Here is a 13,594-nt window from a genome sequence, read left to right as displayed (position 1 = left end):
AACACCAGCATGACGCCGATGTGCAGCAGCAGCCCCACCGACTCCAGCGCCTCACTGGTGGGCAGCACCTTGGCCACCGCCTCGGAGGCGAACGCGCCCGAGGTGTAGGGGAAGTTGCCGGTGTTGACGGCCGCGCCGCGGAACAGGAACATCGTCCACAGCACGTTGAAGATCATGAACAGGATGAGCCAGGCGCCGCCCAGGTGCGAGCCGGAGAACCGCGAAGTGCGGCCCAGCTTCTTCGGCGAGTTCTTGACCCGGATGACCGCGAAACCCACCAGGCCCAGCAGGCACGCCACCGCGATGAGGTCCTGCAGGAACCCCAGCACCGGCCAGGTCCCGACCAGCGGGATATGGAAGTCCGGGGTCCCGCTGATCGCGCCCTGGAGCAGCGCGCCGTAGGCCTCCAGATACACCGTTGCCAAGATCACGAACGCCCAGAACACCACGAAGTGCGCCACACCCGACGGCGTCCACTTCAACAGCTTCTTCTGCGCGAACACCTCCACCACCTGCGCCCTGAGCTCGGCGCCGGCGTTCTCCTTGGCGTACTCCACGCGTTCGGGAGCGGGCTGGCCGCTCGTGGCGAGGTTGTAGAGCCAGTGCGCGCGGCGACCGGCGAGGGTGACCGCGATGGCGGTCATCACGAGCCCGATGATCGCTACAAGGAGCACGGGTCCTCCAAACTAGGGCGTTGGCTGCCCAGCGTAGACACAGCAGACACAGCAGGACACACCGGTCGTCCACCGTGACGGCGAAGCCACTCCGAATAGTACCCGCCAGTAACTTATGGCCATGCACAGGTGCGACCCTTCGGCCGCACTGGCTAGAACAATGCTCTGTGAAGGTCTCGGCCCGGGTTCGATCAGTCGGCGCCGAGGTAACGCTGGACCGTCGGCGCGAGAAGGCCGACGAGCTCCTCGATGTCGACGGACGCCACCGGCTCCACCTGGAGGACGTACCGCAGCAAGACCACGCCAAACATCTGCGCGAACGCCGCCTCCATGCGGATCGGCGGGATGTCCAGGCCGGCCGCCACCCGCTCCAGGATCGCCCGGGTCATGAACTCGCGGATCATCGCGACGACCCGCTCGTTGGTCATCGCGCTGCGCATGAGGGCGATGATCGGCTCGCGGGCCGTCGGGTCGGCCGTCAACGTCAGGATGAACCGGGTGACCCGCTCGCCGACCTGCTCACGCGGCCCCTCCAGGATCAGAGGGATCACCTTCGAGGGGTCCACGGGCAGATGGAGGGCCGCGACGAAGATGCCCTCCTTGGTGTCGAAATAGTGGTGGACGAGCGCCGGGTCCACCCCGGCCTCCCGGGCGATGCCCCGGATCGTCGTCTTGTCGAAACCCTTCTCAGCGAAGATCTTGCGGGCCGCGACGACGATCTCGCCGCGCGTGTCCGCCGAACCCGGGCGCCTCCCTGGACGCCGTCTTTCCGCCGTCACCCCTCCGCCTTCCGCACCGTCATCGCCGGTCTCGGATCGGATCATGCCGACAAAGACCCGATCATGTCGAGGAGGACGCCGCGAAGTGCAGCCGGGCGAAGGCCAGCCCCTCGGCCAGGTCGTCGATGCGCTCGCTGCGCCCGGACGCCTTACGGGTGTTGATCTCCAGGACGATGAGGCCGCCGTACCCGGCGGTGGCCAGCTTTTCCAGGACGCGGGCACAGGGCTGGCTCCCCCGTCCGGGCACCAGGTGCTCGTCCTTGTTGGTGGTGCCCACGCCGTCGGCGAGGTGCAGGTGGGCGAGGCGGTCGCCGAGCTTCTCGGCCATCTGCAGCGCGTCGGACCCCGACACGGCCGTGTGGGACAGGTCGAGGGTGACCTGGGGGAAGTCGTAGTCGACGACGTCCCAGCCCGGGGAGTACGGCACGACCTCGGTGCCGCGGGCGCGCAGGGGGAACATGTTCTCGACCGCGAAGACGACGTCGGTCTCGTCGCGCATGCGGGCGAGGCCGGTCTCGAAGTCGCGGGCGTAGTCGCGCTGCCACCGGAACGGCGGGTGCACGACGACCGTACGCGCGCCGAGCCGCTCCGCGGCCTTCTGCGCCTTGACGAGCTTGGCCCAGGGGTCACGGCCCCAGACGCGCTGGGTGACGAGGAGACAGGGGGCGTGGACGGCCAGGACGGGAATGCCGTAGTGGTCCGAAAGGCGCTCGATCACGTCGATGTCCTGGCTGATCGGGTCGGCGCCGACCATGACCTCGACGCCGTCGTAACCGAGGCGGGCGGCCAGTTCGAAGGCGTCCGGAGTGCGCTCGGGATACACCGACGCGGTGGACAATGCGATCTTGGCGTTCGGGACACGGATGACGTCGGTCACATCTGCCAGCCTAAGCCGGGTCGCGCCCAGGTCGCGTAGCGCAACCCGGATGCAACGGAGATCACACGCGCCTGTTCGCGTTATGCCTGGTCTAGCGTATGCCCCATGGCGCGGATCGTCGATGGGGCCATTCCCAGCCCGAATATATGGAACTCACCCCGGACCTACGAGCTGGAGAACCGGGCCGTCGACCCGGACGGCGCCGCCGAGGCCGCGATGTCGGCGATCCGCCCCTGGACGGGAGGCGCCGTCCTCGACATCGGCTGCGGCACCGGTTACCACCTGCCGGGGCTCGCCGCCACGGCGCGCACGGTCATCGGCGTCGAGCCGCACGCCGCGCTCGCCGCCCTCGCCGCCGAACGCTGCCGCGCGCTGCCCCGCGTGTTCGTCCGCACGGCGACCGCCCAGGCGCTGCCCGTCCCCGACTCCTCGGTCGACGTCGCCTTCGCCCGGTGGGCGTACTTCTTCGGCCCCGGCTGCGAGCCCGGCCTGCGCGAGCTGTCCCGGGTGGTGCGGCGCGGCGGCGCGGCGTTCGTCATCGACCTGGACGCGAGCCGCGGCGACTTCGGTGCCTGGTTCAGCCGCACGGTGCCGTCCTACTCGGCGGCGGCCGTGGAGGCGTTCTGGTCGCGGCAGGGCTGGCAGCGCCGGGAGCTGGACCTGCGCATGGTCTTCTCCACCCGCGCCGACCTGGAGGCCGTCCTGCGCATCGAGTTCGCGCCCGACGTCGCCGAAGAGGCCATCGCGCGCACGCCCGGCCTGGAGGTCGCCTACCCCAACATCCTGCGCTGGCGCCTGTTCTGACGTCCCTCTTCCGGGATGCGCGGGCTTGACCTTGACGTTGACGTCAAGGCTTAGCGTGAACGCGGATCAGGGAGGACCGATGCGGATCGGCGAGCTGGCGAGGCGGGCGGGGGTGAGCACCCGGGCGCTGCGCTACTACGAGCAGCAGGGGCTGCTGGCGGCCAGGAGGACGTCCAACGGCTACCGGGAGTACGACGAGTCCGACGTGAAGGTGGTCGCCGAGATCCGCTCGCTCATCACGGTGGGCTTCACCCTGGAGGACGCGCGGCCGTTCGTCGAGTGCCTGCGCGCCGGCAACGACGCCGGGAACGCCTGCCCCGAGTCCGTCGAGGTCTACCGCCGCAAGCTCGCCGAGATCGACGAGCAGATCCGCACCCTGTTCGGCCGCCGCGCCGAGGTGGCGGCCCAACTCGCCGAGGCGTGCCCGGGATGCGCGCTGAGAACCGGAGGAACGACATGATCACGCTGACCGCCGAGAACTTCACCGAACAGGTCCTCCAGAGCGACAAGCCCGTCCTCGTGGACTTCTGGACGGAGTGGTGCCCGCCGTGCCGCATGGTCGCGCCGATCCTGGAGGAGATCGCGGGCGAGTATGCCGACCGGCTGACCGTCGCCAAGCTGAACGCCGAGGACCACCCCGATATCGCCTCCCGGTACGGCGTGATGGCCTTCCCCACGATGAACCTCTACCGGCACGGCGAGGTGGTGCGCCAGGTCGTCGGCGCCAAGCCCAAGCGGCTGCTGCTGGCCGAGCTGGAGGGGCGGTTCTAGCGCCTCCGGGCGGGCGCGCGGCCGATGTGAATTGTCGGCGCGGGCCGATAACGTGCCCCCCATGACCAAGACGCAGAAGGCCGGGTACCGCTGCGCCGAGTGCGGGTGGCGCACCTCCAAATGGGTGGGCCGCTGCGGCGAGTGCCAGGCATGGGGCACGGTCGACGCCGAGGAGGCCCGCGCCGGCGTCCACGTCGTCCAGGGGGGCGCCGTGACCTCCCCCGCGCTGCCGATCGGCGAGGTCAAGGCCGAGTTCGCCCGCGCCCGCACCACCGGCGTCGGCGAGCTCGACCGCGTGCTCGGCGGCGGGCTCGTCCCCGGCGCCGTCGTGCTGCTCGCCGGCGAGCCGGGCATCGGCAAGTCCACGCTGCTGCTGGAGGCCGCGGCGAGCATGGCCCGCCACGAGACCGTCCTGTACGTCACGGGCGAGGAGTCCGCCGCCCAGGTCCGCATGCGCGCCGACCGCATCGGCGCCATCCAGGAGCGCCTCTACCTCGCGGCCGAGACCGACCTCGCCGCCCTGGTCAGCCACGTCGAGAAGGTCCAGCCCCGGCTGCTGATCGTCGACTCCGTGCAGACCATCGGCTCCGCCCAGGCCACGGGGGTCCCGGGCGGCGTCACGCAGGTCCGCGAGGTGACGGGCAATCTGGTGCGCCTGGCCAAGGAGCGCGGCCTGTCCACGGTCCTGGTCGGCCACGTCACCAAGGACGGCTCGATCGCCGGCCCCCGCGTCCTGGAACACCTCGTCGACGTCGTGCTCCACTTCGAGGGCGACCGCCACTCGCGGCTGCGCATGGTGCGGTGCATCAAGAACCGCTTCGGCCCCACCGACGAGGTCGGCTGCTTCGACCTGAACGAGCGCGGCATCCAGGGGCTGCCCGACCCGAGCGGCCTGTTCGTCTCGCGCCGCTCCGAGCCCGTCCCCGGCACGTGCGTCACCGTCACGGTCGAGGGCACCCGGCCGCTGCCCGCCGAGGTCCAGGCGCTGGTCGGCCCCACCGAGGCCCAGCAGCCACGCCGCTCGACCTCCGGCCTCGATCCCTTCCGCGTGACGATGATCCTCGCCGTCCTGGAGCGTCGGCTGAACGCCCGGCTGAGCGGCTGTGACGTCTTCACCGCGACCGTCGGCGGCATCCGGCTCAACGACCCGGCGGTCGACCTCGCGGTGATGCTCGCCGTGGCCAGCGCGGCGGGCGACCGTCCCCTGCCGCCCGGCCTGATCGTCCTCGGCGAGGTCGGCCTCGCGGGCGAGCTGCGCCCGGTCAGGGACATCCGGCGCCGGGTGGCCGAGGCCGCGCGGCTCGGCTTCTCGCACGCCCTGGTCCCCACCGGCTCCCTCGACCAGGACCCGCCCGCGCTGCCGTCCCCGGACGGGCGCGAGGCCCGCAGGCCCGTCCCGGTGGCGCGGTCGCCCATCCGCACGACGAACTTCTCCCAGGGTTTCGACGTCACAGAAGCAGAGAACGTCTGGGACGCGTTGACGCACGTCACATGAGCCTCGCCGCCGCGCTCCCGGCCCGCGGCGGCATATCGCCGCTAAACTGGGCGAGGTCAGCGACCATCGGGGGTCATGTGGCGAACAACTCCAAGGGCATCGACGATCGCCGACGATCCACCCTTGCCGCCCTCGCTCCGGGCACCGAGCTCCGCGACGGCCTGGAGCGCATTCTCCGTGGGCACACGGGTGCGCTCATCGTCCTCGAATACCACCGCGGGGTCGAAGATCTCTGCACGGGCGGGTTCACGCTCGACGTCGAGTTCTCCGCGACGCGCCTGCGCGAGCTGGCCAAGATGGACGGCGCCATCGTCCTGGACTCCGCGACCGGCAAGATCGTGCGGGCGGCCGTCCACCTCGTCCCCGACCCGACCATCCCCACCAACGAGTCGGGCACCCGCCACCGCACCGCCCAGCGCGTGGCCCTGCAGACCGGCTCGCCGGTGATCTCCATCAGCAAATCGATGCACATCATCGCGCTCTACCTCGACGGCGTCCGGTACGTCCTGGAGGAGTCCGCGGCGATCCTCTCCAAGGCCAATCAGGCGCTCGCCACGCTCGAACGGTACAAGATGCGCCTGGACGAGGTCTCGGGCACGCTGTCGGCCCTGGAGATCGAGGACCTGGTCACGGCGCGCGACGTCGCGGTGGTGGTGCAGCGGCTGGAGATGGTGCGCCGCATCGCCGGCGAGATCGAAGGCTACGTCGTCGAGCTCGGCACCGACGGGCGGCTGCTGTCGCTGCAGCTCGCCGAGCTGGTGGCCGGGGTCGAGGAGGACCGCGATCTGATCCTGCGCGACTACCTTCCGGCCCAGGGCGGGCGGCGCCCGCGCTCGGTCACCGACTCGCTCGCCGAGCTGGACCGGCTGTCCCCCGGCGACCTGCTCGACCTCACGGCGGTGGCGCACGTCCTCGGCCACGACGGCTCCGAGGCACTGGACAAAGCGGTCAACCCGCGCGGCTTCCGCCTGCTCGCCAAGGTGCCCCGACTGCCCGGCAGCGTCGTCGACCGGCTCGTCGACCACTTCGGCGGCCTCCAGAAGCTCCTGGCGGCCAGCACCGACGACCTGCAGTCGGTGGGCGGCGTCGGCGAGTCCCGCGCCCGCAACGTCCGCGAGGGCCTCTCCCGCCTGGCCGAAGCATCCATCTTGGAGAGATACGTGTAAATGGCTGTGTTCATGGCCGCGCCTCCGGCACGGCGGTTCGGGGCGCACTTTTGGGCGCCCCGAACTCATGGGTTCAGGGGTGGCGTAGGTGGAAGACCACCCGGGGGCTGTGCAGGGTGCCTATGCGGGCGGTGGCGACGTACGTGCCGTCGTGCGCCTTCGGGCGTGAGGCCCGGCAGTCCGGCGCGGACCGGCGGCGATCCCAGTCGACCATGCGCACGTGGGGCACGCCGCGCCGCAACCGGCGGACCTCCCTGCGCTCGCCGCTCAGGCAGTCGGCCGTCGACCAGACGCGGTCGTCGCCCGAGGTGATGCGGACCTCCACCGCACGCGGCCCCACGTCCACCGAACAGTCGACGCGGCCGGTGTTGACGACGGCGAGCAGGAACCTCGGCGTGCCCTTGCGGTGGTAGACCTCCGACTCGCCGCGAAGGCTGAGCACGAGGTCGGACTTCTCGCACGGGTCGCCGGGCCTGCGGGTGCGGGTGGGCGAGGGCTTCGGCGTCACGGGCGGGGGCGAAGGGACGGCGGCCTTGGCGGCGGGCGCCGGAGTGGTCGCGGTCGTGGACGGGGTCGCGGTGACCGTCGGCGGGCCGCTCTTCTGGGCCGCGCCGCCTTGCCGCCCGCCCGAGTTCGACCCCGACCCCCCGGACGCGCTCGTGCAGGCCCATGCCACGACGGCCACCACGACGAGGGCGCCGGTGAGCACCGACACCCTGCGGCGCCAGTAGACCTCCGGCCCCTCTACACCGACGTCGCCACGGAACGTATCCGGATCCATACTCACAGTATGGAGAGTTGTGAGCCGCCGGGTGTGTCGACCCGCCGATCCCCCAAAACCCCACCCTGAAACCCACCGCCATATCCGCCAAAACCCCCACCCGGTGAACGCTCATGGGGGCCGCGCCAGGTTCTAGGCTCGAGCGCGTGGGAAACGGACTTCATACGGCCATCCTCGACTGGTACGCGGGCAACGCGCGGGATCTTCCGTGGCGGCGGCCCGAGGCGACTCCCTGGGGCATCCTGGTGAGCGAGATCATGCTCCAGCAGACCCCGGTGGCCCGCGTCCAGCCGATCTGGGAGGAGTGGATGGACCGCTGGCCCACGCCCGCCGCCCTCGCCGCCGAGCCGCCCGGCGAGGCCGTCCGCCACTGGGGGCGCCTCGGGTATCCGCGCCGCGCCCTGAACCTGCACGCGTGCGCCCGCGCGATCACCACCGACCACGACGGGCAGGTGCCCTCGACGTATGACGAGCTCCGCACGCTGCCCGGCATCGGCGACTACACGGCCGCGGCGGTCGCGAGCTTCGCGTACGGCCGCAGCCACGCCGTCCTGGACACCAACGTGCGCCGGGTGCTGGCGCGGGCCGTCCGGGGCGAGGAGTACCCGCCGACGGCCACCACGGCGGCGGAGCGGAAGCTGGCCGAGTCGCTGATCCCGCCCCTGGGCGCGCCCCGGTGGGCGGTCGCGATCATGGAGCTCGGCGCGCTCGTCTGCACGGCGCGCACGCCCCGCTGCGCCGACTGCCCGGTGTCCGCCTCCTGCGCCTGGCGCCTGGCGGGACGGCCGCCGTACGAGGGCCCTGAGCGACGCGGGCAGACGTACGCGGGCACCGACCGCCAATGCCGCGGACGGCTCCTGGCGGTCCTCAGGGACGCGCACGGCCCCGTGCCGAAGGCGGCCCTGGACGCGGTGTGGACGGCCGACCCGGTGCAGCGCGAGCGCGCCCTGGACGGCCTCGTGGCCGACGGCCTCGCCGAGCCGCTCGCGGACGGCACCTACCGCCTGCCGGCCTGACCGTCGCGCGCCGGCGACCGTTCATCGCCCCCGGAGGCGCTCGACGGCGGCCGGGTTCTCGCCATACGACCCACCTCTCCCGAAGACCCTCAAGCCCTTGAAGAGAGCTCGATCGACCGACCCCATTACGACGGTTTCACGGGCTTTCTCAGCCGACGACAGCCGGCGGCGCGGTCAGGCGGCGAGTTTGAGGCCGAAGGCCGTCAGGTTGCGGCGGGTCCAGTCGAGTTCGTCGGCCAGGGCGGCGACCAGGGCGGCGGGGCCCTTGCCCTTGGCGGGGGCCGCCAGGCCGTGGGCCTCGACCTCGATGTGCGCGCCGCCGCTGCCCGGACCGGCCAGGATGGCGGCCAGCGTGTTCTCCAGGATCGACTCGGTGCCGGGAACCTCGCCGGTGTGGTTGTGGACGTGGCCCAGCTTGACCACGGTCGCCCCGGCGTCGGCCACGCCGCGCAGCGCGGCGCCCGGCTCCTCGACGCCGCAGGTCAGGTGGCAGGCGTCCAGGCAGACGCCGAGGTACTCGGAGTCGATGCCGCACACGCGCCGCACGACCTGCTCGGTCGTCTCCAGGACGCAGCCCGGCCACGGCTGGAAGCCGACCCTGATCGTCTTGCCCGTGACGCTGTGCAGGCCGCGCAGCTCGCGCGAGAGCCGGTCCAGGCGCCGGGAGGCGATGGCGTGCAGGTCGGCGGGCCAGTCGCGCCGCCAGCCGATCGGAATCGTCGAGATGCTGCCGAACCGGACGTCCTCCGGCAGCAGGAAGGCGAGGATCTTCGCCAGGGCCATGGTGTACCGGTACCGCTCGGGCTTGGCCCAGTCGGGGCCGGGGCTGTCCTGGCCCATGCCGCGTCCGCCGGTGCCGTTGAGGCTGACGACCTCCAGGCCGCGCTCCTCCAGCGATCGGCGCAGCCGGACCAGCTCGATGCGGTCGGCGGTCAGATGGTCGGCGACCGCGGGGGCCAGCCACAGGCCGATGCCGAGCCGGTCGACCCCGAGCCGCCTGCGCACCGGCACGGCGTAGCGGGTGAGGTGCGCGATGAGGTTCTCGAGGTCCTCCGCGGGGTGCACGCCCGCGTTGTAGGACACGTGAACGAGCGTGCCGTCCTCATGGCTCAGACGCATTGCGTGCCTCCCAGGCGTACTACTCGTCGCGGGTTCCGTCGCCTCGCACGACCCGGTGGGGTCGCGCGGCGCGGCGGTGATCTCCTGCCTGCCGGGAATCCGGCCTGGCCCGCCCGAGTCTGCCCGGGGCGCGCCACCTGGCGCGTCCACCCGGCAGCGGATCCGCCGCTACGTCGGCGGGCGGATCTCGATCTGCCGCACCGTACTCAGTGGATCTTGTGAACCACTTGGTCGAGACTTGGCCCGATTCGCTCTACGGAGTGTAGTACTACCTTCGGTGGTGTCATAGCGAATCCCGTCAAAGTGATCTCACGAAATGCGAAAGACCCCCCGTGAGCCTGCTCACAGGGGGTCTTCGGCGGAAATTTCAGCCGAGCGGCCGCCTCACGGGTGCGTCCGGTCCACCGGACCGGCGGACGCGCCGGCGCGACTGCCGGCGGTCGCGGCGTCGGCGATGGCCGCCGCCGAGTCCGGGATCTCCGGCTGGGACTTCTGCTCACCCGTGAAGGTGAACGTGGCGCTCTCGCCCTCGCCCTCGATCGCGATCTTGACGATCTGACCCGGACGCAGCTCGCCGTACAGGATCTTCTCGGACAGGGCGTCCTCCAGCTCGCGCTGGATGGTGCGGCGCAGCGGGCGCGCGCCGAGGACGGGGTCGTAGCCGCGGTCGGCCAGCAGCTGCTTGGCCTCCTGCGTGAGCTCCAGACCCATGTCGCGGTCCTTCAGACGCTGGTCCACCTGGGCGAGCATCAGATCGACGATCTGGATGATCTCGGCGGGCGTGAGCTGGTGGAAGACCACGGTGTCGTCGACACGGTTGAGGAACTCAGGACGGAAGTGCTGCTTGAGCTCTTCCTGGACCTTCGACTTCATCCGGTCGTAGTTGCCCTCGACGTCGTTCGACTTCGCGAACCCGACCCCGATGCCCTTGGAGATGTCGCGGGTACCGAGGTTGGTCGTCATGATGATGACGGTGTTCTTGAAGTCGACGACCCGGCCCTGGGCGTCGGTCAGGCGACCGTCCTCCAGGATCTGCAGCAGCGAGTTGAAGATGTCCGGGTGGGCCTTCTCGATCTCGTCGAACAGGACCACGGAGAACGGCTTGCGCCGGACCTTCTCGGTGAGCTGGCCGCCCTCTTCGTACCCGACGTAGCCGGGCGGGGAGCCGAACAGCCGCGAGACGGTGTGCTTCTCCATGAACTCGGACATGTCCAGCATGATCAGCGCGTCCTCGTCCCCGAAGAGGAACTCGGCGAGCGCCTTGGACAGCTCCGTCTTACCGACGCCGGACGGGCCGGCGAAGATGAACGAGCCACCCGGGCGGCGCGGGTCCTTCAGACCGGCGCGCGTGCGGCGGATCGCCCGGGACAGACCCTTGATCGCGTCGTCCTGGCCGATGATGCGCTTGTGGAGCTCGTCCTCCATGCGGAGCAGCCGCTGGGACTCCTCCTCGGTGAGCTTGAAGACCGGGATGCCGGTGGCGGTCGCGAGGACCTCGGCGATGAGCTCCTCGGTGACCTCGGCCACGACGTCCATGTCGCCGGCCTTCCACTCCTTCTCGCGCCGGTCGCGCTTGAGCTGGAGCTGCTTCTCCTGGTCACGGAGGGCCGCGGCCTTCTCGAAGTCCTGCGCGTCGATCGCGGACTCCTTGTCGCGGCGCACCTGCGCGATCTTCTCGTCGAACTCGCGCAGGTCCGGCGGGGCGGTCATGCGGCGGATGCGCATGCGCGAGCCGGCCTCGTCGATGAGGTCGATCGCCTTGTCCGGCAGGAACCGGTCGCTGATGTAGCGGTCGGCGAGCTGCGCGGCGGCGACCAGGGCGGCGTCGGTGATCGTCACGCGGTGGTGGGCCTCGTAACGGTCGCGCAGACCCTTGAGGATCTCGATCGTGTGGCTGAGCGAGGGCTCGGCGACCTGGATGGGCTGGAAGCGGCGCTCCAGGGCGGCGTCCTTCTCCAGGTGCTTGCGGTACTCGTCCAGCGTGGTGGCGCCGATGGTCTGGAGCTCACCGCGGGCCAGCATCGGCTTGAGGATGCTGGCGGCGTCGATCGCGCCCTCGGCGGCGCCCGCTCCGACCAGCGTGTGCAGCTCGTCGATGAACAGGATGATGTCGCCGCGGGTGCGGATCTCCTTGAGAACCTTCTTCAGGCGCTCTTCGAAGTCACCGCGGTAGCGCGAGCCGGCGACGAGGGCGCCGAGGTCGAGGGTGTAGAGCTGCTTGTCCTTCAGCGTCTCGGGAACCTCGCCCTTGACGATCTTCTGGGACAGCCCTTCGACCACGGCCGTCTTGCCGACGCCGGGCTCTCCGACCAGAACGGGGTTGTTCTTGGTCCTGCGGGACAGGACCTGCATGACCCGCTCGATCTCCTTGTCGCGCCCGATCACCGGGTCGAGCTTGCCCTCACGGGCCGCTTGGGTCAGGTTGCGGCCAAACTGGTCCAGCACGAGCGAGGTCGACGGAGCGGACTCCTGAGGCCCACCTGCCGCCGCGGGCTCCTTGCCCTGGTAGCCGTGGAGCAACTGGATGACCTGCTGCCGGACCCGGTTGAGATCGGCGCCAAGCTTTACCAGCACCTGAGCGGCCACGCCCTCGCCCTCGCGGATGAGGCCGAGGAGGATGTGCTCGGTGCCGATGTAGTTGTGGCCCAACTGCAGGGCTTCTCGGAGCGACAGCTCGAGGACCTTCTTGGCGCGCGGGGTGAAGGGGATGTGCCCCGACGGCGCGGACTGGCCCTGGCCGATGATCTCCTCGACCTGCTGGCGCACACCTTCAAGACTGATGCCCAGGCTCTCAAGAGCCTTGGCGGCAACGCCTTCTCCCTCATGGATCAAGCCAAGAAGAATGTGCTCAGTGCCGATGTAGTTGTGGTTGAGCATCCGGGCCTCTTCTTGGGCCAGGACGACAACCCGCCGTGCGCGGTCAGTGAACCTTTCGAACATCGCGTCGCTCCTCACAGAGCGGTCAGGCAGCTCGGGATATCCGGGCCCGCCGCATCCGCATGCTAGCCCCGACCGGTGACCGCTCTATACACCAGACGTTCCCCGAGAGCAGGGCGTTCACGCACCATCCAACTACTGTTAGGCGGCTGCGTGTTCCCGCTACGCCCGAAGCGAACGACGTTTAACACCGCTGATATACGCGAGCGCCCCGGCCGCGCACCGGGACGATCACTCACGCATAACGCGATCATGCGGCTATGGCGGCGATTGGTCCATCACCGCCACAGCCGACCGATCACAAAGAGCCGTCAGTGTGCCGCTTCGTACTGCTCCACGACGGAGGAGGCAATACGACCGCGCTCACTCACGGAGATGCCGTGGGCCTTGGCCCAGGCCCTGATCTCCGAGCTCTTTTCCCGGGACGGACGCTGCCCGCCACCACGCTTACGGCCCCGCACAGGCACACCCTCGGCCTTACGTGCGCCCGAGACGAAAGAGGACAGCGCCTCGCGCAGCTTCTTCGCGTTGTCGTCGCTCAGGTCTATCTCGTAGGCGGAGCCATCAATCGCGAAGTTGACAGTCTGATTGGCCTCGCCGCCATCGAGGTCGTCGATGAGTATCTTCTGGATCTGCGTGGCCATCTGGCAATCCTTTCGCAGAGCAATGTTCGATTCGTCTGCTAAACATATACCCACTAACCCTTGTTGACAATTCAAGGGCGGTGTCGATTGATGGAAGGGGGGACCGACCCGTCGGGGTCAGTCGGAAGCCCCGGACTTCTCCTGTGGTTCCGCCGCCTGCCGCAGGCCCGCCGCTTCGGAACGAAGTAGCTTGACCACGGCCACGATGACCACCGCAGCCACAACGCTGGGCGGTATCAACGCGGACAATACATCGCTCATTGATCCTCGCTCCACGCGGGGGGCGGCATTCACCGGCCCCTACGCTAATTGTCACACGGTACCCCGCAGGCCCGTACCGCGGTCGCCTGATCAGGGGAGTCAGGACCGACTCTATCCCCACAGGAGGTCAGCACGGGTTGCGGGGCGGGCGTCAAACCCCGGCGAAGGACCGTTCCACAGCTTTCCCGATCTCATCAGTCCCCTTACCGGATGCCCCAGGAATGGCGAACCCCCGAAAACACCGGCGGAGCCCGCCACGGCGGGCCCGTC

Annotated in this window: 13 protein-coding genes and 1 pseudogene; 6 read left to right on the top strand and 8 right to left on the bottom strand. The window is 70.1% G+C overall.

Features of this window, described 5'->3' with window-relative positions; genetic code table 11:
- The 3 genes and pseudogenes from AB0M95_RS02645 to AB0M95_RS02635 form a co-directional block, all read right to left on the bottom strand.
- Positions 1 to 674 (bottom strand): annotated as a pseudogene (locus AB0M95_RS02645) (Fe-S oxidoreductase); the annotation flags it as partial.
- A gap of 191 nt (positions 675 to 865) precedes the next feature.
- On the bottom strand, positions 866 to 1,453 hold the full coding sequence (locus AB0M95_RS02640; protein ID WP_363758391.1) for a TetR family transcriptional regulator: 588 nt from the start codon (positions 1,451 to 1,453) through the stop codon (positions 866 to 868).
- 61 nt (positions 1,454 to 1,514) lie between these two features.
- Entirely contained in the window at positions 1,515 to 2,330 is an 816-nt protein-coding gene (locus tag AB0M95_RS02635) for a sugar phosphate isomerase/epimerase (protein WP_363758389.1), read from the bottom strand.
- Between the two features lie 105 nt (positions 2,331 to 2,435).
- Here AB0M95_RS02635 and AB0M95_RS02630 point away from each other — a divergent pair, with 105 nt between their 5' ends.
- The 5 genes from AB0M95_RS02630 (at position 2,436) to disA (ending at position 6,566) form a co-directional block, all read left to right on the top strand.
- Positions 2,436 to 3,134 carry a methyltransferase domain-containing protein gene (locus AB0M95_RS02630; RefSeq protein ID WP_363758387.1) on the top strand — a complete coding sequence of 233 codons (699 nt, stop codon included), beginning with the start codon at positions 2,436 to 2,438 and terminating at the stop codon, positions 3,132 to 3,134.
- 79 nt (positions 3,135 to 3,213) lie between these two features.
- On the top strand, positions 3,214 to 3,594 hold the full coding sequence (locus AB0M95_RS02625) for a MerR family transcriptional regulator (protein WP_358526503.1): 381 nt from the start codon (positions 3,214 to 3,216) through the stop codon (positions 3,592 to 3,594).
- Positions 3,591 to 3,905 (top strand): thioredoxin, encoded by a 315-nt coding sequence (gene trxA / locus AB0M95_RS02620; RefSeq protein WP_363758385.1) that lies wholly within the window; start codon positions 3,591 to 3,593, stop codon positions 3,903 to 3,905. The genes AB0M95_RS02625 and trxA overlap by 4 nt, the downstream gene beginning before the upstream one ends.
- A gap of 61 nt (positions 3,906 to 3,966) precedes the next feature.
- Complete coding sequence (radA, locus tag AB0M95_RS02615; protein WP_363758383.1) at positions 3,967 to 5,400, top strand: DNA repair protein RadA; 1,434 nt, start codon at positions 3,967 to 3,969, stop codon at positions 5,398 to 5,400.
- Between the two features lie 77 nt (positions 5,401 to 5,477).
- Positions 5,478 to 6,566, top strand: a complete 1,089-nt coding sequence (gene disA, locus AB0M95_RS02610) for a DNA integrity scanning diadenylate cyclase DisA (protein ID WP_363758381.1) — start codon at positions 5,478 to 5,480, stop codon at positions 6,564 to 6,566.
- Between the two features lie 73 nt (positions 6,567 to 6,639).
- On the opposite strand, the gene AB0M95_RS02605 is transcribed toward disA, so the two are convergent.
- Entirely contained in the window at positions 6,640 to 7,347 is a 708-nt protein-coding gene (locus AB0M95_RS02605; RefSeq protein ID WP_363758379.1) for a hypothetical protein, read from the bottom strand.
- A gap of 146 nt (positions 7,348 to 7,493) precedes the next feature.
- Between AB0M95_RS02605 and AB0M95_RS02600 the strand changes: the two genes are divergently transcribed.
- Complete coding sequence (locus AB0M95_RS02600) at positions 7,494 to 8,363, top strand: A/G-specific adenine glycosylase (RefSeq protein ID WP_363758377.1); 870 nt, start codon at positions 7,494 to 7,496, stop codon at positions 8,361 to 8,363.
- A gap of 174 nt (positions 8,364 to 8,537) precedes the next feature.
- On the opposite strand, the gene AB0M95_RS02595 is transcribed toward AB0M95_RS02600, so the two are convergent.
- The 4 genes from AB0M95_RS02595 to AB0M95_RS02580 form a co-directional block, all read right to left on the bottom strand.
- Complete coding sequence (locus tag AB0M95_RS02595) at positions 8,538 to 9,482, bottom strand: TIM barrel protein (RefSeq protein WP_363758375.1); 945 nt, start codon at positions 9,480 to 9,482, stop codon at positions 8,538 to 8,540.
- A 384-nt stretch (positions 9,483 to 9,866) separates the two neighbouring features.
- Entirely contained in the window at positions 9,867 to 12,422 is a 2,556-nt protein-coding gene (locus AB0M95_RS02590) for an ATP-dependent Clp protease ATP-binding subunit (protein ID WP_363758373.1), read from the bottom strand.
- A gap of 308 nt (positions 12,423 to 12,730) precedes the next feature.
- The gene (locus tag AB0M95_RS02585; RefSeq protein WP_358526489.1) at positions 12,731 to 13,063 is read right to left on the bottom strand and encodes an Lsr2 family protein; all 333 of its coding nucleotides are present in this window, start codon (positions 13,061 to 13,063) and stop codon (positions 12,731 to 12,733) included.
- Positions 13,064 to 13,180: 117 nt separating this feature from the next.
- Entirely contained in the window at positions 13,181 to 13,324 is a 144-nt protein-coding gene (locus AB0M95_RS02580; protein ID WP_363758371.1) for a hypothetical protein, read from the bottom strand.
- Between the last annotated feature and the right edge of the window lie 270 nt (positions 13,325 to 13,594).

The organism is Sphaerisporangium sp. NPDC051017 (assembly GCF_040683095.1).
Classification (GTDB): Bacteria; Actinomycetota; Actinomycetes; order Streptosporangiales; family Streptosporangiaceae; genus Sphaerisporangium.
Note: the sequence above shows the minus strand (reverse complement) of the source record. Positions and strands in the feature narration are given on the sequence as shown.